Genomic DNA, 22,315 nt, shown 5'->3' with positions numbered 1-22,315 from the left:
GAAACTTGACTTCGGAGCGTCAAGGAAACGAGAGTAGCTTTTCGCGAAATCGGGCGCGATGAACAAGGAAGGAAACATAGACTTTTATAGGTTTCTTATAAAGTCTTGTAAGTTTTCTGTAACGGAAAACGATGAAACGATTCATTCGAACAATATGGCGATGGTTTGTATCATGGAATATCGGTTTATTTAGTGCTCTGATCTCGCTGCTTGCATTTCGTTTGCCTTTTTTCATCTCATTTTTGATTGGTGTAAGTGTAGGAATGATGTATTCCGTTTACATGAAGAAAAAAGAAAAGAAGGATCGATTGCATGATTTTAAAGACGAGCGATTGAAAGATGCGAAAAAAAAGGTTCGGAGAATCGGACAAAGTTTGTGGAGAATTCGTTCGGTCCCGATGTTTTCTAAACTTTCCCGTTTGTACTCCATTTGTCAAAAAATAATTGAAATTGTCGAAAAGCAACCAGATCGTCTCGCTGTCGCGCAACCGTTTTTTAACACAACATTGGACTCCATTGTTACCATTATTGATAAATATATTTATTTAACGAAACAACCCGTAAAAAGTGAGGAGATTCGACAGGCGATGAGGGAAGCAGAGGAAGCACTTGATCTGGCGCTAATGAAAGCGGAAAATGAACTGTTGGACATGCTTGAAGAAGATTTGTTTGATTTAAAGACGGAAGTAAAGCTTGTGAAACATACGATTGCATCAGACGATCCCTTTTCTTTACCAACAAAACATACAATAACAGTGACGGAGGAGAAAAAGCATGAGCAAAAACGATGAAATGCTTTGGACAAGTTCGATCGATTCGTTGCTTGCCAATCCATTTGGCGAAGTGACAGAAGCAAGCGTCAATCCATCATCTCCGCGTCTCATTGATCAATTAAAAGAAGAGCATCGACAGAAAGCGTTAGCACTTGCTGAGCAAATTGATCCGCGCAATCATCAAGCTATTTTACAATATGGAGTAGCAGCGCAAGCGGAGTTGTCACGCTTTTCCCATTCGATTTTAAATCATGTGCAAAAGAAAGATGTTGGACCTGTTGGGGAAGTCATTCATGAGCTTATGATTAAAATGAGAGAAGTTAATGTAGAAGAATTGACAATGACTAAAAAAAACTTCTTAGCTCGCATGCTTCAATCTGTTACACAGTCCGTTCAACATATTTTATCTAAATATCAAAAACTTGGTGTGGAAATTGATCGCATCGCGGATCAACTTGAGAAACATCGTCAAATGTTATTTCGTGACATTATGATGTTAGAAACATTATATGAAAAAAATAAAGAATACTTTGATGCCTTAAACATTTACATCGCTGCAGCGGAGTTGAAATTAGAGCAACTGCGAACAAAAACGATTCCAGAGCTAGAGAAAAAGGCATTACAGTCACAAAATCAAATGGACGTGCAAGAAGTCAATGATATGATTCAATTTGCTGATCGACTTGAAAAACGGATTCATGATTTAAAATTAAGTCGACAAATTACAATTCAAACGGCACCGCAAATTCGGCTCATTCAACATGTCAATCAAACGTTAGTTGAACGTATTCAATCGTCCATTTTAACAGCCATTCCACTCTGGAAAAATCAACTTGTTATCGCACTAACGCTCCTCCGCCAAAAGAAAGCGGTAGAGGCACAAAAAGCGGTAACAAAAACGACGAATGAGCTGTTGCTGCGTAACTCGGAAATGTTAAAAATGAATACAATTGAAGCAGCAAAAGAAAATGAAGAAGGGCTTGTTAGCATCGATACGTTAAAAAAGACGCAAGAAAATTTATTAGAAACACTTGAAGAAACATTGAAAATTCAACAAGAAGGGCGCATGAAGCGTCAGCAAGTGGAACGAGAGCTTGTTGAAATGGAAGAACAATTAAAACAGAGGTTACTTACACTAAAAAGGGCTGAATAAAATCAGCTCTTTTTTATTGATTTTATATACCTATTAGGGTATGATGTGAAAGGGAGGTAAGACAACATGACTTATATAGTAATCGTTATGCTCGTGCTATATGCTCTATATTATCGCTATGTACCCGTTCGTGGTGTCAAAGAGTTGACGTCTTTATCATCATATGAACATGTGACGTTGCTTGATGTACGTGACTACAACGAGGCAGACGAAATGAATGGGGCTCTCCGCGTTCCCGTTGCATACTTAAAACGTTATTATCAAACCATTCCGAACCGTCAAGTGATTGTCATTGCAAAAAGCAATCTAGAGAAAAATGTCGCGATCCGTTTACTTAGACGTTATCATTTCTCAATAGAAGGATATTATATAAAAGGGCACGAGCATGTAAATGAGTTAAATATGGTAAAATGTCACTAACTGTTCAAACTTTATGAAGCAATTGTTTGTTATAATACGGTTACACGTACTTGTATATGGAGGGGATGTACAATGAGAAAAATCGTCATTGTTGGTGGTGTGGCTGGAGGTGCTTCCGCTGCGGCACGTTTGCGTCGGTTAAGCGAAAAAGATGAAATCATTATGTTTGAACGCGGTGAATATATTTCATTCGCAAACTGCGGGCTCCCTTATTACATTGGGGATGTCATTCAAGAACGAAGCAAGTTGCTTGTTCAAACGGTTGATGGCATGTCAAAACGGTTTCGTATTGATGTGCGTAACTTAAGTGAAGTGACGAGTATTAATCGTGAGCGAAAAACGGTAACGGTAAAACATTTACGAACAAATGAACAAGAGGAGTAGGTATGTTTGAAAATATTTTACCGACACAAGCGGATACGTTACGTCATGAAGCAAATGTCGAAGTGCTAGACGTTCGGGAAGCACACGAAGTAGCGGCAGGAAAAATTCCGAACGCACGTCATATTCCGCTCGGGCAACTATTTGCTCGTTTAAACGAACTAGATCCAAACAAAACGTATATCGTCGTTTGTCATTCTGGCGGTCGAAGTGCATTAGCGTGCGAATGGCTATCAGAACGCGGTTTTCATGTGAAAAACATGGTCGGCGGCATGATGAGTTGGGAAGGAGAAGTGGAATAAGACTGGTGATATGCCAGTCTTATTTTTTATGCACTTGGCATTATTTTATTGTACAATAAAATACATGTATTGGAAGAGAAAAACGAATGAAGGGGAATACATATGTGGAAAGATAAAAATGTCATTCTTATTTTTATTGGTGAGTTTATTGCTGGGATTGGTTTATGGCTTGGGATTATCGGAAACTTAGAATTCATGCAAAAGCATGTCCCATCTGACTTTGTAAAGTCGCTTATTTTATTTTCGGGATTGCTTGCTAGTGTGATTGTTAGTCCAATCGCGGGGAAGTGGATTGATACATATGCAAAAAAACGTATTCTTTTATACGCCGGAATCGGTCGTGTATGTAGCGTTATTTTTATGCTGTTTGCATTAAAATATGAATCTATTTTTCTCATGATATGTTTTATGATCTCCATTCAAGTCGCAGCTGCTTTCTATTTCCCGACGTTGCAAGCAATCATCCCACTTGTTGTGCGGGATGAGAAACAACTCATGACGATCAATGGGATGCATATGAATATTTCAGCGTTATCACGAATTTCTGGTACCGCCTTTGGTGGTGCTCTCCTTATGATTACAAGTTTGCAAACGTTATATATTGGCGCAATAGTCGCATACAGTTTATTATTTTTACTTACTTTTTTTATTGATATAAAAGAAGAAAAGAGAGACATAAGCAGTTATACAAAAGAAAAACAACGATTTACAGACATATTCCCGATCATTCGCGGATTGCCTGTTGTTTATACGGCTGTCGTTTTAACGATTGTACCGCAGTTATTTATTGGTGGATTCAATTTAATGGTCATCAATATTAGTGAATTACAAAATGACCCTTCGATTAAAGGGTGGTTATATACGATTGAAGGCGTTGGTTTTTTATTTGGGGCCTTCCTCATTAAATATATCGCTCGTGAACAAACATACGTAAAATGGATGTATGGATTAACATGTTTTATTGCTTTTACACAATTATCTTTATATTTCGCTCATGTCAAATGGGTTTCGCTCGTTTCATTTGGATTGTTTGGCATATGCGTCGGTTGTTTTTTTCCGATGATCGCGACGATTTTTCAAACGAGCGTTCCGAAATTGTATCACGGTCGCTTTTTTTCATTTAAAAATATGTTTGATCGCGTGACATTTCAAGTGGTCTTGTTAGCTTCTGGATTTTTGTTAGATACGATCGGACTGGAACATATGGTTGTTTTGTTTGGACTATTATCGTTTCTACTCATTATGTACACAATGTTTCGCAAAAAAGAGAGCATGTTAAAAGGCGAAGGGGTATAAAATTCCTTCGCCTTAACCAATAATAATGCGTTCTTTTGGGTAATGGTACGTTTCTTTTTGATTGTTGCCACGAATAAGAAATAAAAACGATAAAATACCAATCCGTCCGATAAACATTAATGCAGTAATCACTAGTTTTCCAAATGTGCTCAGTTCGGATGTAATGCCCATCGATAAGCCTGTTGTTCCAAAGGCGGAGCATACTTCAAAGACGATTTCGATCATTGTAAAAGACTCTGAAAAAGAAAGAAGCACAATCGCTAAAAAACAAAGAATGAAAGCTGTTCCGAACACGATAAATGATTTTAATATATCTTCATGATGAATTTCACGTTGAAACACTTTAATCGAGTTTTTCCCTTTTGCATAAAAGAATATAGTTAACACCATAATCGCAAACGTTGTCGTTCGAATTCCCCCTCCCACGCTACTTGGAGACGCTCCAATAAACATCAATGCGCTTAAAACAAGTAAGGTCGGTTCAGAAAATTCGGCGACATTCATTGTTGCCAATCCGCCATTACGGGAGGAAATCGATTGAAATAACGCATAAAAAAGCGCTTCATGCCATGTTTTATTAACAAAAAAACGATTCCATTCGATTAGTAAAATCGCCCATGTTCCCAATAAAACGAGCAGAAAAAATGTGACGGTCGTCAATTTTGTGAAAAGTGAAAAACGATATTGCTGTTTTTGACGATGAAATACAAATTCTTTTACTTCAATGAGCACAGGAAATCCAATTGCACCTAGGACGAGTAAAATCATATGTACGGTTTGAACAAAATAATCATTAGCGAATGGAATAAGCGATTGTTCTGTAATGTCAAATCCAGCGTTTGTTGTTGCACTCACAGACGCAAAGAAGCCTTGAAAAAACGCTTCCTCCCATGATGGAAAATAACGAAGAAAATATATACCTAAAACGATTGCCCCAATTATTTCAATCGTAATAATGAGCGTTAAAATTTCCTTCATTAACTTCACTAATCCAGCAAACGTCGAACGATTTTGATCCGTCATAATGAGTTGGCGTTCACGAAAGCCAATTTTTTTGCCAAACATGAGCCAAATAAACGTTCCTAGCGCCATAATGCCGATGCCGCCGAATTGGAGAATAAAAGCAAGCACAAATATACCAGGTACATTAAACGTATCTGCTGTTGACACGACGGTAAGTCCTGTGACACTAATGGCGCTTACAGCGGTAAATAATGCGTCAACAAAGCCTAATTTGACACCAGGTTGGTGAAAAAAAGGAAGCCATAGTAAAAATGTCGATATGCACACAGCTACAAAGTAAAACAGGACAATAAGCTGAACGGTAGATAAGCGAGACAATTTTCGAACTTTCACAGCCTTACTCCCTCACACGTTTTCATTTAAACATATTTTGATTTTGGCAAATGGTGAAAAAGAATGCAAGTCTGTTTTTTGATAAAGAAATATTTGTATTTATAAATTTTTTTCATTTGATAAAATAGTGTTGCTCATCAATTCACAAAAATGGAGGGGACAGTAATGAAAACGCGAGGAAAAATCGTAGCTGTATATATCCTTACCGTCTTTTTGCTAGTTGGACTTGTTAACGGCATCATTTATGTTCAATTTCAATCATTAATCGCTAACAAAGTGATGACGACAAACGCTCAACTTGTTTTGCAATTGATTGATGCGAAGTTTGTTGGGGAGTGGCAAATCAAAGATGGCAAAAGGCAAATACGAACGAAAGCTGTATATGTCTAAAGAGCATTGTAAACGTTATCAAAACGAATTATAGTAAAATTAGGTGAAGAAGATCATGGCACAAAAAAAATGGACAATTAGCCTTATTGTACTACTCCTTTTGTTTTTATATGTTTTTTTTCATTTTATCACCGTAACAAAGCAACTAGAAAAAACAGTAGCAAAACTACAGCACGAACAAAAAGGAACGTCCCATCTTCCACATGTCATTTTAATATCGCAAGAATTTGACAATCCGTATTGGCGGAAAATTGAACAAGGAGCAAAGGAGGCAGGAAAAAAGTATGATGTAAATATTGAATACATCGGTCCGCTCCGAACAAGCGTTGATGAGCAAGTAAAATTGCTTGAAAAAGCAATTGCTTCTCGTGTTGATGGAATTATTGTGCAAAATCTAAAAGACGAAGCATTTACACCGCTTATTGACAAAGCGATTTCACGAAATATACCTGTCATTACAATCGATGCGGATGCTCCAGAAAGTCGTCGCATCGCTTATGTTGGAACAAATAATTTTGAAGCCGGTCAATTGCTTGGAAAGGCAGTTGTTTCCCGTGTGGAAGGAGAACGTGAGCTTGGGGTTATGATCGGAACGGATACATCAGAAAACCAACGTCTACGTTTGCAAGGATTTTTGTCTGTTATTGCTCAACATCCGCGCTTAAAAGTCGTTTCTGTTGCTTCGTCAAACATTTCACGCATTCAAGCGTCGATTCAAGCGGAACAAATGTTGCGAAAACATCCGCATATTTCGGTAATGGCCGGTACAAGTGCACTTGATGCAATCGGCATCCGAATGGCGACAAAAAATTTACATCGTCAGGACATTCAAATTTTCGGGTTTGATGATGTAGAAGAAACAATAGAAGCCATTCAACAAGGGGACATTGTCGCAACGGTCGTTCAAAAACCTTACGATATGGGTTATTCCGCAGTCAAGTTAATGGTTGAGCATCTTTCTGGTAAACAAATTCAAAAAGAACATTTTACAGCGATTGAAGTCATTGATCGTCAAAACGTTCAGCAGGAGAGAAACAAATGAAAATCCGGACGAAATTGTTTGTTTTTATTCCACTTCTCGTTCTTTTATTGAATTGTATTGCGTTTTTTATTTTCCAAAGCGGAAAAAAAGTACAAGAAAGCTATGATGTCATGATGCAACGTATTTTTTTATACAAGCAAATCTCACTTGAAACTCAGGAAAATGTTCGGTTTTTAAGTAGCTATTTAATTCATCAAGACGAATATAATTATAAACAGCTTATTGAACATAAACAACAACTCGAAAAGTTGCATCGTGAACTAACAGAAAGACAATTGGACGGAAACGATGCGTTTACACTTGAAAATTATAAAAATATGGTTTATGTTTTTCTCGATTTAGAGCAGGCGATTATTCATAAGCTGACAAAACAGCAATTCACAGGTTATGCGGATCAGTACAACGAAATTGAGAAAATCGCTTCATTTATTCGAGAAGATAGTCAAGCGCTTGTCGACGTTGAGCTCAGCTTATATCAACCTGTATACAAGCAAATATTACAGCATACGGCACGGATGAATGAACTCGGTGGAACGCTGTTTGTTTTAACGACCATTTTAAGCATTGTATTTGCGATATGGCTATCGCGAACCATCGTCATTCCGATCCATCACCTTGTTCACGTAGCAAAAAAAATATCATCCGGTCAATTAGATACACGTATCCCTCGTTTTGATGGGCACGATGAAATCGGTTTGCTTGGTCAAACGTTTCAACATATGATTGAAAATTTGCGCATATTAATCTCTAAAAATATGGAAATATTAGAAAAAGAAAAACTTGTGCGTGAACTAGAGTTAAAAGCGTTACAAAGTCAAATTAATCCGCACTTTCTATTTAATACGCTAAACGTCATTTCAAAACTTGCCTATATTGAAGGGGCGGAACAGACGAGTGAACTGACTGTATCTACATCGAATTTATTGCGATACAACTTACGGAAGCTCGATCAACCTGTTACGTTGCGTGAAGAAGTCGAACATGCGAAAGAGTATTTTGCGATTCAAAAAGCCCGTTTTCGCGATCGTGTGACTTTCGAAGTCAAAGTGGATGAATCGTGTTTAGAACAACCCATTCCTTGTTTAACGTTGCAACCGCTTATTGAAAACGCTTTTATTCATGGGATTGAAGGAATGGAAGAAGGGGCAAATATTCAATTAATCATCGAAGAAAAAAGAAATTGCATTCAAATAACAATTGCTGATAACGGCGTAGGTATGCCGTACGATGTACAACGAGCGATTATGGACGCATCGTATTCATTAACGAAAACAGGTCATTCCACAGGACTTGGGTTAGAAAATGTATTGAGACGTCTTCAGCTTTTTTACGGAGTCGAGAAAATACTTGAAATAAAAAGTGCCCCAAACGAAGGAACGGCCATCATTTTACGATTACCGAGGAGGGAGAGAGATGTACAAGCTGCTCATTGCTGATGACGAACCGCTAGAGCGGGAAGGATTGCAATTGATGATTGAACGGGCTTTTCCGCATATGTTTACCATTTTTCATGCCGAACACGGTCGCAGCGCCATTCAGCAAGTAGAACAACATCGGCCACACATTATTTTTATGGATATGAAAATGCCTGGTATTCAAGGACTCGAGGCAATCGCAGAAATACGAAAAATGGATGCGCAAGCGAAGATCGTTATTTTAACTGCATACGATTACTTTACATATGCAAAAGAAGCTATTTCTTTCGGTGTAAGTGAATACGTGTTAAAACCTGCGAAAAAACAACAAATGATTGATTTGTTACAAAAATTGTTACAGCAAATTGCAGAAGAACAAGCGATGCGTGAACAACAATTGGCTGCTCGTGAGAAACTCGTTCAGCTGCAAGCGTTAGGCGAGATCGCTTGGACGTGGTTGTTCATGGGGAAGATGGATGAATGTGCGGCTCATACGTTTACCGGTATGGAATTTGAAAGCGGATACGCAATAGTCGTGGAACTCGAAAAGGCTGATGCGTGTGAACGTGAGAAATGGGAAGAAAAGATGAAGCAATGCATAAAACAACAGCGACGTTGTTTATGTAGCTTGCTTAATCAAAGACAAATGGCCATTTTTATTGAAGCCAAGCAGGACGAACATGTTATTTCGTTTGTTCAATCGCTGTTAAAACAGCTCGAGAAAGCATTACAACAGCGAGTAAAGATCGGGATTGGCACGATCCAGTCAGGTGTTGATGGAATGAAACGCTCATATAAAGAGGCATCGATAGCAGTTCGTTACGTCTCCTCATTCAGTCGAGTGATGCATGTCGATGATGTTCCGCTGACGGATGAAGTGGAACAAACGACAATAAAAACAGGCGGTAGTGTCATTGAACAAGTCGAAATGTTTTTGCAAGAAAACTACTGTTATGATGTGACGCTTGAGGAAGTAGCAAAATATGTTCATTTAACTCCGTATTATTTCAGCAAACTATTTAAAAAAGAAACAGGTCAAACATTTATCGATTATTTAACCAATTTACGCATCGAAAAAGCGAAGCAATTGATGCGTGATGAAGGATTAACAGTGAAAGAGGCTTGTTATCGTGTCGGATATAAAGACCCAAACTATTTTAGTCGTGTGTTTAAAAAAGTGACGAATATGACGCCAACAGAATATCGCCAAGATGTGTGCGAGCGTGCATAAAACGTTCGCATTTTTTTGTTGTTGGACAAAAAAATGCTAGACCATTCTTTTTCGCAGGAATGAAAGCGTTTAAATTGTGCGAATATAGCGCAAATAAGTGAAGAAAGTGAAGAAAACGCTTTCTTTTTCCCGTGGTATCTTTAAATATGTAAACGATATGAAAAACAAGGGGGAATACGTGTGAAGTGGTGGAAACATGTCGCAAAAGGGGCGGCAACATTCGTATTAGCATCCGCATTAACAGCGTGCGGTGTCGTATCTTCGGGAAACGAAGGGGGAAGCGAATCGACGAAAAAAGACGACGACAAAATTGTCATCGGTTTTTCGATGGATACGTTAAAGGAAGAGCGTTGGCAACGAGATAAAGAATTGTTTGAGGCAAAAGTGAAAGAGCTTGGTGCGGAAGTGAAAACGTTAGCAGCGAACGGAGATGATGCGGCACAGTTAAGCCAAGCAGAACAGCTTATTTCGGAAGGTGTCGATGTTCTTGTCGTTGTACCTCATAACGCTGAGGCATCGGCAGCGATTGTAGAAAAAGCGCATAAAGAAGGTATTCCTGTTATTTCTTATGACCGTTTAATTAAAAATGCGGAAGTAGATTATTATGTTTCGTTTGACAACGTGCGTGTCGGTGAAATGCAAGCTCAAGCGATTGTAGAAAAAGCGCCGAAAGGAAACTACGTTTATATCGGTGGAGCAGATACAGATAACAACGCTCATTTATTCCGCCAAGGAGCGATGAACGTATTAAAACCACTTGAAGAAAAAGGTGACATTAAAATTGTTTACGATCAATTCTCAAAAGATTGGAAACCAGAAGAAGCTTTAAAAAATATGGAAAACGCATTAACAGCGAACAACAATAACATTCAAGCCGTTGTTGCAGCGAATGATGGCACAGCAGGAGGTGTCATTCAAGCATTAGCAGCACAAGGTTTAGCAGGAAAAGTACCTGTTTCAGGACAAGATGCTGAGTTAGCTGCATTACAACGCATCGTTGAAGGTACGCAAACGATGACAGTATACAAACCAATTAAAGCGATTGCAACAAAAGCAGCGGAAATGGCTGTTGCTTTAGCAAAAGGTGAGAAAATCGAAACGAACCAGACGGTATCAAACGGCAAAATCGATGTGCCATCTGTCTTGCTTGATCCGATCGCAGTAACGAAAGATAACGTTGTAGACACAGTCATTAAAGACGGTTATCACAAATTAGAAGATGTATTTAAAAACGTACCGAAAGATCAATGGCCAAAACAATGAAAACAAGGGGCTGGCTTTGCCAGACCCTTATTTTCAACATGATACAACGGGAGTGAAACGAATGTATGCGTTAGAAATGATCAATATTACAAAAGAGTTTCCCGGTGTGAAAGCACTTGATCGTGTTAGTTTCAAAGTGAAAAAAGGAGAAATTCATGCGCTTTGTGGTGAAAATGGTGCAGGAAAATCGACGTTGATGAAAGTGCTAAGCGGGCTGTATCCGGCTGGCACATATGACGGTGAAATTCGTATTGATGGGAAGCCTGTTTCGTTTCGGAATATTGTTGATGCGGAGCAAGCAGGCATTGCGATCATTCACCAAGAGCTTGCACTTGTCAAAGAAATGACCGTTGGTGAAAACATTTTTTTAGGACGCGAACCACGTAAATTCGGTGTCATTCAATGGGATCAATTGTACTATGAAGCAGAAACATGGTTAAAGAAAGTCGGATTAACAATTTCTCCACAAACAAAAATTCATTCACTCGGCATTGGGCAACAGCAATTAGTTGAAATCGCAAAGGCGCTAGCTAAGCAAGCAAACATTTTAATTTTAGACGAACCTACTGCGGCCTTAACAGAAAGTGAAGTTGACATTTTAATGGGTATTTTAGAACAACTACGGGCACAAGGGGTCGCGTGCATTTATATTTCTCATAAAATGCCAGAAGTATTTCGATTAGCAGATTCGATTACCGTATTGCGTGACGGAAAATCAATCGCAACTCTTTCACGTGCAGAAACGAATGAAGATGAAGTGGTTGCTCTCATGGTTGGGCGCGAGTTGACTGAACGTTATCCGTACGTCAAAAAAACGCCAGGGCATGCCGTATTAGAAGTAAAAAACTATTCCGTATGGCATAAAGAAAAGCCGATGAAAGTCAACGATAATATCCATATGACTGTCCGTGCTGGTGAAATTGTCGGAATTGCCGGATTGATGGGGGCTGGTCGAACAGAACTCGCGATGAGCTTATTCGGTGCATACGAAGGCAAAGCCGAAGGAGAAGTATGGATGGAAGGAAAACAAGTGCACATCCGCTCGGTACAAGATGCGATTCGATCAGGCATTGCACTCGTCACAGAAGACCGAAAAAGATTAGGGCTTGTACTCGGAATGGATGTGAAAACAAATACGACATTAGCAAGCTTAAAAAGCATTAGTCACTTACAAATTATCAATCAAAATGAAGAATTAAAGTGGAGCCAAAAATATGTAGATGAGCTAAAAACGAAGACAGCTTCCTTAGAAACGGCTGTCGGCACGTTATCGGGAGGAAACCAACAAAAAGTTGTATTGGCGAAATGGTTAATGGCAAAACCGAAACTTTTAATATTAGACGAGCCAACACGTGGGATCGATGTTGGGGCAAAATATGAAATTTATCACCTAATGAATAAATTAGCAAAAGAAGGCGTTGCCATCATGATGATTTCTTCTGAGCTTCCAGAAATTTTAGGGATGAGCGACCGCATTTATGTTATGCGTGAAGGACGAATCGTGAAAGAGTTATCACACGATGAAGCAACACAAGAAAATATTATGATGGCAGCGACAGGAGGGGAATGAGTCATGGAAGTGAAAGCAGTCATCGAGCAGCAACCGAAAAAGAAAAATATATTTGGCAAAATAGATATTCGTGCTTATACGATGATCGGTGCACTCATTGCCATTTGGATTTTCTTCGGCATGTTAAATGAAACATTTTTAAGCGCTCGAAATTTATCAAATTTATTTACACAAATGTCGGTTACAGCTATTTTAGCCATTGGTATGGTGCTTGTTATTGTCGCGGGTCATATTGACCTTTCCGTCGGTTCAATTGTCGGTCTTACTGGCGGTGTTGCAGCTATTTTAAGCAACTGGATGGGAATGCCAACATCTGTCGTCATCGTATGTACGTTGCTTGCAGGCGCACTTGTCGGATTCGTGCAAGGCTGGTTAGTTGCTTATCGGGCGATTCCGGCATTTATCGTTACATTAGGTGGAATGATGATTTTCCGCGGAGCATTAATGGGCATTACAAAATCAACAACCATCCCAATTTTTGATGCTCAATTTATCGCTTTAGGAAGTGCATATTTTACGGATATTTTCGGTATGATCCTTGCGGCGATTGCCATTGTTACGCTATTTATTTCAACATTTCGTAAGCGAAAATCGCGTCAACAATACGGCTTTACTGTTTCGCCGTTACCTCTTGAACTAACAAAACTATTCGTTATAAGCACACTTATTTTCGTATTTGTAGTTACAATGAACAGCTACAAAGGAATTCCGTTTCCAATTATTTTTGTTATTGCACTTGCATTGATTTTTTCATTCATTGCGACAAAAACAACGTTTGGTCGTCACGTATACGCCATTGGAGGAAATGTGGAAGCGGCTCGATTATCTGGAATTAACATCCAACGTCATACGATGATGTTGTTTGTCTTTACGGGGTTGCTTTCTGCTATTGCTGCGCTCGTTTTAACCGCGCGTTTATCTTCAGCGACCATTTCGGCAGGTCAAATGTATGAACTCGATGCTATTGCAGCCTGCGTCATCGGCGGAACATCGCTCATGGGTGGGTCTGGTACAATTATCGGAGCGATTATTGGAGCGATGGTCATGACGTCTCTTGATAACGGGATGTCATTGTTAGGGATGGAAACATTTTGGCAATATATTGTAAAAGGAAGCATTTTAATTTTAGCGGTTTGGATTGATATTGCTAGCCGAAAACGGAAAACAAGTTAGATAAAAAAGCTGATCGTTTTCTCGGTCAGCTTTTTTCATTTATTATATAATTGTTTCGGAGGGATGTTTGTGCAAATACATACAGTTATTTTACGATACTTACAAATGGAATTAAAATCACCATTTACAACAAGTTTTGGGACGATGAAAACGCGTCCTGCTTTATTAGTTGAAGTCGTTGATGAAGACGGTGTGTGTGGCTGGGGAGAAGGTGTAGCGTTTTCTGCTCCGTGGTATACAGAAGAAACGATTGAGACGACGTGGCATATGCTCGAAACGTTTTTAATTCCGCTTCTTTTTCAAGCACCCGTTTATCATCCTGACGAATTGCGTGACCGATTTTCGATTGTTCGCCGCAATTACATGGCAAAAGCAGCGCTTGAAGGAGCCGTTTGGGATGCGTTTGCGAAACGACATGGGGTGTCGTTAAGCTCTGCGCTCGGCGGTGAAAAAAAAGAAGTGAAAGTCGGCGTCAGCATTGGCATTCAACCGATAACAAATATATTAAAACGGATCGAACAGGCGCTTGCGGAAGGATACCAACGTATAAAAATAAAAATTAAGCCCGAATGGGATGTAAATGTTGTTCGAGAGATTCGTCATCATTTTCCAGACGTTCCGTTGATGGTGGATGCAAACTCTGCCTACTCGCTACGGGATATCGATCGTCTCCAAGCGCTTGATGACTATGAGTTACTGATGATTGAACAACCTCTTGCTGTCGATGATATTGTCGATCATGCAAAACTACAAGCGAAATTAAAAACACCGATTTGTTTAGATGAAAGCATTTGTTCGTATGAAGATGCAAAAAGGGCGATTGAGTTAAAAAGTTGCCGCGTGATCAATATAAAAATTGGTCGGGTCGGTGGACTGACAGAAGCGAAACGCATTCATGATTTATGTCAACAACATCATATTCCTGTATGGTGTGGCGGTATGTTAGAAGGTGGAGTTGGACGAGCACATAGCATTGCTTTAGCAACTCTCCCTCATTTTTCTCTCCCAGGGGATACAGCGGCATCAGCAAATTATTGGGAACGGGATTTCATTGATCCGGAAGTAACCGTTGACAATGGACGAATTTTCGTTCGGCAACAGATTGGAATCGGTTACACCGTTAATCTGACAGAAGTCGAGCGGCGTACCGTTCGCTCAAAAATATATAAAAAATCGAGAGGATGAGCATATGTTTGACCCAACGATTTTCGACAATTTAAAAACGGTCGTAGAAGGAGCCGTTTATGATTTAGATGTAACAGATGAACTCGTAACAGTTGTTGATCGCTCGGACATCATTGATTTAGCGAAATTTACGCGCGCATATGCGCTTTCTTTTCAATTGCGGCATGCGCATGAAGTGACGTGCACTATTTCTCTCGCGATGACGCTTCAACATATTGCAAACGAGTTGTTATATGAAGAAATCTCGCAGGCTGGATGCACGATGACCGTTTCGTTTTCTTTTTCGGCTACACATGTCGATGGCCAAGCTGTAGAACAGACGCTAAAGCACATTTGGGGGGAACAGCGCACAGTTATACAAACGTTAACGTATACATACCCAAAACATGAGCGATATACTCATCAAGTGACGATTGATTTCGAACGCATGATTAACGAAAGTCATGTCGACGATTTATTGCAGATGATTCCGTACATCATTCGTTCGCTTAAGCAATTACAACAATATGCCAAGTAAAAATCATTGAAGGAAGCAAACATTCAAAGTATGATAGAAATGAAAATGATTATAGTTATCATACTTGGAGTGTGACGAAATGAAAAAAGTGCACTTTTGCAAGAAAAATAAGTTTGCAACAAAAACGTTATATATGTTTCTAAAACAAACATTCAAACATGTCAAAATAAAACGAAAAGATTGCGTTGGTAAATGTAAAACATGCAAACATTGCCCGTTTGTCCTAATCGATGGCGAAGTCGTTAAAGCGACAACAACGGATGAATTGTATGATCGCATTTCTCATGAAGTGACAAAACAATGGTGGGCGTTTCGAAAAAAATAAGCAGGAATTTTTTTATTTTTGTTTAATTTCATGTGTGAAAGGGGGGAAAACAATGTGGTCAGAAGTGAAAAACGTTTTATCTCGCACGATGTCCTCACTTGCTTTTGAAACATGGATTGAAGGAACGACAGCGACGATGGAAGACGATAAAGTCATCATTCATTGTACAAACCCACTGCAAAAAAATTGGATACAAGCGTTGTATATGCCTCACATTGAACAAGCGATTGAAAAAGTTTACAGGAAGCGAATGATTATTCAGTTAGAGGCGCCTCATGAGCTGTCTGACGAACAATTTATGCGCATGTGGAACTACATGATCGCCCTCGAAAAACAAACGTGGAACCTCGAAGCGCGTGTAACGAAAGTCGAACGACAAATGGAAGAAATAAAAAAAGAAGTCGCTCAACTACAAGAGCGCACCGATTTTCTTGAACGGTTACTATCTGCTGAGGAACAACCAGTATCGAAAACGTATATTCACTAAAAAGGTGTTGTTTTTATTTTCTCTCGAACAGGGCGCCTGTTGCTTTATTTGGAGGCACCCTGATAATTTTTTATAAAAACGGATTGCGCCATTCCATAAGCAAGGCGTAGTTGCACGATTGAGCATCTTCTAAATAATTAGCGACGACTTTCACCGGCGTACGCCCGCAGCGAAGTAAAAACGTAATGACAGGGTCTTTTATTTTTCCTGTCATGACGGCGTCTACATACTGTTCGGCCGTCATTTCATTCGCATATCGATGATATCCTGGCATGCGACTGCCACCTAATAGTCGTTCAAGTTTTTGGTGAACGACAACTTCGTACATCGACTGCATTAGCCATTTTCCTAACCCGAGTTTGCGATATGCTGGACGTACGCCAATGTCGACGACGTATAACGTATTGCCGTTTCGGTTATGGTTGCGAATATATCCGTTGTCCGTTATTTCTTCCCACGTATGATCAGCATCGCTCGGGTGGAAGTTCACGATCAAACCAGTCATCGATCCGACGACTTCTCCGTCCACTTCGACACATAACGCCCCTTCTGGAAAAAGGGTGATATGGTTCATAAGCTGTTCTTTATTCCACCATAGTTCAGATGGAAATGGAGGTGGAAAGCTTTCTTGCTGGATGCGAATTAACGCATCGATATCTTTTTCTTCATAGTTGCGAATGGTGGCAGGAATCGGACGGTCGTCATGAAAGACGTAAAGTTGCTTATACATCGTTCTCCCCCTTATGTCCAATCGGTATATAAATCTGTGCGGCGGTCGCGCCATGTAGTGACGGATCCGCGCTTGCGAACGTCGTAAAGAAGCTGTAAATCAAGATCGGCCGTAATAATCATATCGTCATTGATTTCTCCCTCCGCTAAAATGCCGCGCGGTGGAAAGGGAATATCGTTCGGTGTAATAATCGCTGCTTGCCCGAAGTTTGCCCGCATAAAGTCGACGGTTGGCAATGATCCGACCGTTCCTGTCGTGACGACGTATACTTGATTTTCAATCGCGCGGGCGTGACACGTATAGCGTACGCGATAAAATCCGTGACGATCATCGGTACACGACGGACAAAAAATGACGTCCGCTCCTTTTGCACGCGCCATGCGCACAATTTCAGGAAATTCAATGTCATAACATGTTAAAATCGCAATCGTTCCTTTTATTGTGTCAAAGACATGTAATGTGTCGCCGCCATGCATATTCCATTCGTTCACTTCTGTCGGGGTAATATGTAGCTTTGCCTGTTCGGCAATCGTTCCATCGGGATAAAATAAATGTGCCACATTATATAGTCGATCTTCTCTTTTTATGACATGTGTCCCGCCAATAATATGCATATTCGTTTGTTTCGCAAGTGTTGAAAATAATGAGCGATATGCTTCTGTAAACGTTGGAAGCTCGTCAATCGTTAACGCTTCTTTCTTGTCATCGCCGATAGACATAAGCTGTGTCGTCATAAACTCGGGAAATAGGACAAATTCAGCCCCAAATTCTTGCGCTGTTTTTACATAATGTTCCACTTGTTTCGCAAACTGTTCAAACGATTGAATCGTATGTAAATGATATTGCACTGCACTAACGCGCATTTTCAACGAAACTCACCTTCTTTTTCTGTATTTTCCATCATTATAACGAATATTGTTTCATTTGTCAGAATGGAAGCATTGTTTATGTAGAAAAAACGATTCGTATGTTACAATAGCGCTAAAGGAGGAATGTGAAATGAACATTTACGATTTTCACGTACGTACGATTCATGGGGAAGAGCAATCGTTAGCGAAGTACAAAGGAAACGTATTACTCATCGTCAATACAGCAAGCAAATGTGGTTTGACGCCACAATATGAACAATTGCAACAACTATACGACAAATATAAAGAACATGGGTTTGTTGTGCTCGGCTTTCCATGCAATCAATTTGGAAATCAAGAGCCGGGATCAGAAGCAGACATCTCGCAATTTTGTCAACTCAATTATGGTGTGACGTTTCCGATGTTTGCGAAAGTCGATGTAAACGGTCCAAACGCCCATCCGCTGTTCGTTTACTTAACGGAACAAGCGCCAGGCATGTTAGGAACGAAAGCGGTGAAGTGGAATTTTACAAAGTTTTTAGTCGACCGAAACGGGCAAGTCGTTGCACGTTTTGCACCAACAACAAAGCCGTTTGAGCTAGAACAACATATTGAAGCTTTGCTTCGCGAAACCGTCTCTGAATGAAAAGAGGCGGTTTTTTGTTGGGCGTAATGGATATGTCTATACGAAATTTTTTTTAGTGCATATGTTGAGATAGTAGGGATTTATGTCAAATAGGAGGGGTTATATGCTTATTGAACCTTGGATCGTGGATGAAACGATGCCCGAGTTTTTTGTACCAGATTATATTGAACAAATGGCAGAAGACGTTTTGCGCCATTACGATTTATCTGTTCAAAGTAGGCAAGTCGTGACGACGAAGCCGGATAAAGGGGGAGCCATTTGGAAGTTAGAAACGAATAAAGGTCCGAAAAGTTTAAAATTGCTTCATCGCCGTCCAACGCGCAGTTTATTTAGCCTCGGGGCGCAACGATATTTAGTCGATGTGCAAAAAGCGAACGTTCCGCCAATTGTACAAACGACGGACGGAATGGATTATGTAGAAGCGGGAGGAAAGTTATGGTTTGTTGCGGAGTGGATTGAGCCATTATTTCCGGTAACAAAAGATTTAGAAGGAGCGAAACAACTGTGCTATGCGCTTGGTGAATTTCATCGTTTAAGTAAAGGATACGTTCCTCCAAAAGGAGCAGAAATCGCTTCACGGTTATACAAATGGCCGAAAACGTACGAAAAAACGATAAACAAAATGGATTGGTTTCGCCAATTAGCGAAGGCGTATAAAGAGATGCCTGCAAGTGCGATGTTATTGGAAGTTGTCGATCATTTTCAAGCACAGGCTCGTGAAAGTTTTGCGCGACTTCAACAATCTTCGTATCATCAATTAGTCGAACGAGGAAATAGCGAATGGGGACTTGTGCATCAAGATTACGGCTGGTCGAACGGACAAATGGGCGCAAATGGTATGTGGATTATCGATTTAGATGGTGTCGCATACGATTTGCCGATTCGCGATTTACGAAAACTGATTTCCGGTACGATGGCTGATTTATACCGTTGGGACGTTCATTGGGTGCGTGAAATGATTCGAGCGTATCATGAGGCAAATCCGATCGACGCTTCATTATATGACGTGTTGATGATCGATTTGTCACTTCCGAATGAATTTTACAAAAATTTAAAAGAAGTAGTATATGATCCAGAGCTGTTTTTAAACGAACAAACGATGCAACTCATTGAGACGATTGTTGCGACAGATGCAACAAAATGGCCAGTACTCGCTGAAATTGAAAACGATTGGAAGGAGAACGGAAATCGATGAACATTTTAATGATTTGTACAGAAAAGTTACCTGTTCCTCCCGTGCTTGGGGGTGCGATTCAAACGTATATTGCTGGGATTCTTCCTCATCTTCGCACCGCTCATCGCATTACTGTACTAGGGGTACAACACGAAACATTACCAAACGAAGAAACGATCGATGGCATTCACTACGTGCGCATCCCAGGAGGCATATTTGATACGTATTGCGATCATGTCGTTCAGTACGTGCAAGCGCATACGTTTGATTTGATCCACATTTTCAATAGGCCACGTCTTGTTTTACCTATTCGTCAAGTCGCTCCTCATGCCAAAATTACGCTCAGCATGCATAACGATATGTTTCAAATTACGAAAATTAACCGTGAAGAAGCAGAAGAAGTGGTGCGACAAGTATCCGCCGTTGTCACCATTAGCAACTACATCGGTCAAGTCATTCGCAACTTATACCCGGAAGCAGAGGGGAAATTACGAACGATTTATTCGGGTGTTGATTCCGGACGATTTTTACCAGGGAATCATCCGAATATGACATCAATTCGTAAGCAACTGCGCCAAGCGCACGGAATCGATAACAAAACCGTCATTTTATTTGCTGGTCGGTTGTCGCCAAATAAAGGAGTGGATAAACTCATTCAAGCGTTGCCAGAACTGGCGAAACGGTTTAATGATTTAGCGCTCGTCATTGTCGGAAGCAAATGGTTTAGCGAAGAAGGAACAACGGACTATATTGCCTACGTTCGCTCATTGGCTAAAAGATTGCCAATCCCCGTTGTGGCGACCGGATTCGTGCCACCAAACGAAATTCAAAACTGGTTTGCCGCTGCTGATTTGTTCGTTTGTACATCGCAATGGCAAGAGCCGCTTGCTCGTGTCCATTATGAAGCGATGGCAGCAGGGCTTCCGATTGTGACAACTGCTCGCGGTGGCAATGCAGAAGTCGTTGTTCCAAATGAAAATGGTGTCGTTGTTGAAAGACCAGAAGATCCGCAAGATTTTGTGGAAAAAATGACACACATCTTATCCAATCGTACATTGATGAAAAAAATGGGGGAAAACGGACGAAAATTAGCGACATCGCTTTATCGTTGGGAACGTGTAGCATCAGATTTGCTTGATGTATGGAAACATGTTGAACAAACGGATCTCTCGGTAGCACCGGTAACTGTTTCTACTGAAGCAACGATCGACGAAGTTGTTATAGAACCATCTGTTGAATCGATTTCACACGTTGAGTCATCTATTCCAGAAAAAGCGATAACGAATAAGAAGAGGAAAAAATCATTTATATGGGCGATTACGACATAAAACTCCCACTTACGTTTGTGGGAGTTTTGGCCTTGTTTGCATATATAAATAAAAGTCGTCATTTTGTTTTTCTGTAATGGCATCGCGTAAAATTTGAGCGAGTACAGTACTATATACCGTACCGTTATCTCCATAAGCGTAAACGAAATAACAATTCGGAAAGGAATCATATACCCCAATCATCGGAAGGCCATCGTGTGTCCCACCGTAAAAGGCAGCTAAATAAAATTCAGGAACGACGTGAATATCGGGGAACAGCCGGTGAAATTCTTCAATCAGTCGTTCTTTTTTATGCATCAGTTTGGCATCACGGTCATCCGCATAAGCTGTATTTTCATCTAGTCCGCCGATAATAATGCGATCATCCGCTGTTGTGCGCATATATACATACGGACGAGCTGTCTCCCAAATAAGCGTTCGTTTATACCAACTCGAAAAATCTTCAACACGATTGGTAACGACGGCATATGAACTAACGAGTTGCGCTTTTTTTTCTTGTTTTACTTCTAACGTTTCGTAACCAGCGGCGAAAATGACTTTTCGTGCTCGAATGGTATATCCGTTTTTCGTATAACATGTTGCCATATGTTGTTCAAGTTTTTTTCCGTTCATTTCTGTTTCTTCAAACACGCGCACGCCACGTGTTTTCGCATATTCCAATAAACCGATTGTCAATTTATAAGGGTTTAATTCGCCATCTCCCATCGTATATAAAGCAGCATGCTTTTCAAACGGGTAATGGCGACGAATTTGTTGCTTGTCTAACCAGACGACTGGATAACCTTGTTTTTTTAATGCTTCATATTCTTTTTCTAGTTTTGTTACATCTTCGGCCACGCTTGCGTAATACAAACTATCTCTTCTTTGAAATTCTACATCGATATGTAATTTATTTGCGATTTTCTCTAGCTCATCGACTGCCTGTTGACAAAGTGTCAAATGACGAGCGGCATACGTTTCGCCAAAACTGTTCACAAGCTCAAAAAACATTTTATCTCCAAGACATTGAATAAGTGCCGTATTTGTCATCGTGCTTCCGTACCCTGCTTTTCGTTTGTCGATGACAACAACGTCTAAATCCGTTTCACTCAAATAATAAGCACATAACGCTCCTGATCCGCCCGCTCCGACAATTAATACGTCGCATTGCATGTCGTTGTCTAGCGGTGGATACGAAGGGGCATCGGGAAATGTCGTTGGCCAGTATAATTTTCCTGTTTGTAAATCCATCGCAACAACCACCTTTTTTATTCGTTTTAGTCTTTTTTAGATTGGCCTGCATATGTAAAAGTATGCGATAAGAATAACAC

Annotated in this window: 23 protein-coding genes and 1 pseudogene; 20 read left to right on the top strand and 4 right to left on the bottom strand. The window is 40.1% G+C overall.

The features are described 5' to 3' along the window. Nucleotides 1-131 precede the first annotated feature (131 nt). The 6 genes and pseudogenes from BO219_RS03890 to BO219_RS03865 all read left to right on the top strand — a co-directional run bounded on the left by BO219_RS03890 (nt 132) and on the right by BO219_RS03865 (nt 4,325). Nucleotides 132-791: a 5-bromo-4-chloroindolyl phosphate hydrolysis family protein gene (locus BO219_RS03890; protein ID WP_077428469.1), complete on the top strand. Its 660-nt coding sequence runs from the start codon at nt 132-134 to the stop codon at nt 789-791. Further along, nucleotides 775-1,926: a toxic anion resistance protein gene (locus tag BO219_RS03885; protein WP_077428468.1), complete on the top strand. Its 1,152-nt coding sequence runs from the start codon at nt 775-777 to the stop codon at nt 1,924-1,926. The genes BO219_RS03890 and BO219_RS03885 overlap by 17 nt, the downstream gene beginning before the upstream one ends. 66 nt (nt 1,927-1,992) lie before the next feature. After that, nucleotides 1,993-2,346: a rhodanese-like domain-containing protein gene (locus BO219_RS03880; RefSeq protein ID WP_077428467.1), complete on the top strand. Its 354-nt coding sequence runs from the start codon at nt 1,993-1,995 to the stop codon at nt 2,344-2,346. Between the two features lie 72 nt (nt 2,347-2,418). Then, nucleotides 2,419-2,727 (top strand): annotated as a pseudogene (locus BO219_RS03875) (FAD-dependent oxidoreductase); the annotation flags it as partial. Between the two features lie 5 nt (nt 2,728-2,732). Beyond that, nucleotides 2,733-3,029 (top strand): rhodanese-like domain-containing protein, encoded by a 297-nt coding sequence (locus tag BO219_RS03870; protein ID WP_006318739.1) that lies wholly within the window; start codon nt 2,733-2,735, stop codon nt 3,027-3,029. 102 nt (nt 3,030-3,131) lie between these two features. Then, nucleotides 3,132-4,325 carry an MFS transporter gene (locus tag BO219_RS03865; protein ID WP_077428466.1) on the top strand — a complete coding sequence of 398 codons (1,194 nt, stop codon included), beginning with the start codon at nt 3,132-3,134 and terminating at the stop codon, nt 4,323-4,325. 12 nt (nt 4,326-4,337) lie between these two features. On the opposite strand, the gene BO219_RS03860 is transcribed toward BO219_RS03865, so the two are convergent. Continuing rightward, a complete protein-coding gene (locus BO219_RS03860; protein ID WP_077428465.1) occupies nt 4,338-5,681 on the bottom strand; it encodes a TrkH family potassium uptake protein in 1,344 nt (447 codons plus the stop codon). A 165-nt stretch (nt 5,682-5,846) separates the two neighbouring features. Between BO219_RS03860 and BO219_RS03855 the strand changes: the two genes are divergently transcribed. The 11 genes from BO219_RS03855 to BO219_RS03805 all read left to right on the top strand — a co-directional run bounded on the left by BO219_RS03855 (nt 5,847) and on the right by BO219_RS03805 (nt 16,279). Next, entirely contained in the window at nt 5,847-6,071 is a 225-nt protein-coding gene (locus BO219_RS03855; protein ID WP_226373755.1) for a hypothetical protein, read from the top strand. Between the two features lie 55 nt (nt 6,072-6,126). After that, nucleotides 6,127-7,113, top strand: coding sequence for a sugar-binding protein (locus tag BO219_RS03850; protein ID WP_077428464.1), 987 nt, complete (start codon nt 6,127-6,129; stop codon nt 7,111-7,113). Then, nucleotides 7,110-8,549 carry a sensor histidine kinase gene (locus BO219_RS03845; protein WP_012574929.1) on the top strand — a complete coding sequence of 480 codons (1,440 nt, stop codon included), beginning with the start codon at nt 7,110-7,112 and terminating at the stop codon, nt 8,547-8,549. Before BO219_RS03850 ends, BO219_RS03845 begins: the two co-directional genes overlap by 4 nt. Continuing rightward, the gene (locus BO219_RS03840) at nt 8,527-9,759 is read left to right on the top strand and encodes a helix-turn-helix domain-containing protein (RefSeq protein WP_077428463.1); all 1,233 of its coding nucleotides are present in this window, start codon (nt 8,527-8,529) and stop codon (nt 9,757-9,759) included. Before BO219_RS03845 ends, BO219_RS03840 begins: the two co-directional genes overlap by 23 nt. Nucleotides 9,760-9,939: 180 nt before the next feature. Then, complete coding sequence (xylF, locus tag BO219_RS03835) at nt 9,940-11,022, top strand: D-xylose ABC transporter substrate-binding protein (RefSeq protein ID WP_006318730.1); 1,083 nt, start codon at nt 9,940-9,942, stop codon at nt 11,020-11,022. 16 nt (nt 11,023-11,038) lie between these two features. Next, a complete protein-coding gene (locus BO219_RS03830) occupies nt 11,039-12,592 on the top strand; it encodes a xylose ABC transporter ATP-binding protein (RefSeq protein WP_006318729.1) in 1,554 nt (517 codons plus the stop codon). Between the two features lie 3 nt (nt 12,593-12,595). Next, nucleotides 12,596-13,765, top strand: coding sequence for a sugar ABC transporter permease (locus BO219_RS03825; RefSeq protein ID WP_077428462.1), 1,170 nt, complete (start codon nt 12,596-12,598; stop codon nt 13,763-13,765). Between the two features lie 63 nt (nt 13,766-13,828). Beyond that, on the top strand, nt 13,829-14,950 hold the full coding sequence (menC, locus tag BO219_RS03820; RefSeq protein ID WP_077428461.1) for an o-succinylbenzoate synthase: 1,122 nt from the start codon (nt 13,829-13,831) through the stop codon (nt 14,948-14,950). 4 nt (nt 14,951-14,954) lie between these two features. Next, nucleotides 14,955-15,467 (top strand): hypothetical protein, encoded by a 513-nt coding sequence (locus tag BO219_RS03815; RefSeq protein WP_077428460.1) that lies wholly within the window; start codon nt 14,955-14,957, stop codon nt 15,465-15,467. A gap of 79 nt (nt 15,468-15,546) precedes the next feature. After that, a complete protein-coding gene (locus BO219_RS03810) occupies nt 15,547-15,792 on the top strand; it encodes a YuzB family protein (protein WP_077428459.1) in 246 nt (81 codons plus the stop codon). A 52-nt stretch (nt 15,793-15,844) separates the two neighbouring features. Then, nucleotides 15,845-16,279: a DnaA N-terminal domain-containing protein gene (locus BO219_RS03805; RefSeq protein WP_006318712.1), complete on the top strand. Its 435-nt coding sequence runs from the start codon at nt 15,845-15,847 to the stop codon at nt 16,277-16,279. 70 nt (nt 16,280-16,349) lie between these two features. Here the strand turns inward: BO219_RS03805 and BO219_RS03800 are convergent, their stop codons facing one another. Both BO219_RS03800 and BO219_RS03795 read right to left on the bottom strand, forming a co-directional pair. Then, the gene (locus tag BO219_RS03800; protein WP_077428458.1) at nt 16,350-17,009 is read right to left on the bottom strand and encodes a GNAT family N-acetyltransferase; all 660 of its coding nucleotides are present in this window, start codon (nt 17,007-17,009) and stop codon (nt 16,350-16,352) included. An 11-nt stretch (nt 17,010-17,020) separates the two neighbouring features. Beyond that, on the bottom strand, nt 17,021-17,878 hold the full coding sequence (locus BO219_RS03795; RefSeq protein WP_077428457.1) for a carbon-nitrogen hydrolase family protein: 858 nt from the start codon (nt 17,876-17,878) through the stop codon (nt 17,021-17,023). A 130-nt stretch (nt 17,879-18,008) separates the two neighbouring features. Here BO219_RS03795 and BO219_RS03790 point away from each other — a divergent pair, with 130 nt between their 5' ends. The 3 genes from BO219_RS03790 to BO219_RS03780 all read left to right on the top strand — a co-directional run bounded on the left by BO219_RS03790 (nt 18,009) and on the right by BO219_RS03780 (nt 21,005). Continuing rightward, nucleotides 18,009-18,503 (top strand): glutathione peroxidase, encoded by a 495-nt coding sequence (locus BO219_RS03790; protein ID WP_077428456.1) that lies wholly within the window; start codon nt 18,009-18,011, stop codon nt 18,501-18,503. A gap of 103 nt (nt 18,504-18,606) precedes the next feature. Next, nucleotides 18,607-19,698 (top strand): CotS family spore coat protein, encoded by a 1,092-nt coding sequence (locus tag BO219_RS03785; RefSeq protein WP_198936648.1) that lies wholly within the window; start codon nt 18,607-18,609, stop codon nt 19,696-19,698. Then, nucleotides 19,695-21,005: a glycosyltransferase family 4 protein gene (locus BO219_RS03780; protein ID WP_198936646.1), complete on the top strand. Its 1,311-nt coding sequence runs from the start codon at nt 19,695-19,697 to the stop codon at nt 21,003-21,005. Before BO219_RS03785 ends, BO219_RS03780 begins: the two co-directional genes overlap by 4 nt. 9 nt (nt 21,006-21,014) lie before the next feature. On the opposite strand, the gene BO219_RS03775 is transcribed toward BO219_RS03780, so the two are convergent. Then, a complete protein-coding gene (locus tag BO219_RS03775) occupies nt 21,015-22,235 on the bottom strand; it encodes an NAD(P)/FAD-dependent oxidoreductase (RefSeq protein WP_198936645.1) in 1,221 nt (406 codons plus the stop codon). Nucleotides 22,236-22,315: the final 80 nt, after the last annotated feature.

Origin of the sequence: Anoxybacillus kestanbolensis, from assembly GCF_001996285.1 — a bacterium.
GTDB classification, from domain to species: Bacteria; Bacillota; Bacilli; order Bacillales; family Anoxybacillaceae; genus Anoxybacillus; species Anoxybacillus kestanbolensis_A.
This window is presented reverse-complemented; position numbering and strand designations above follow the sequence as displayed.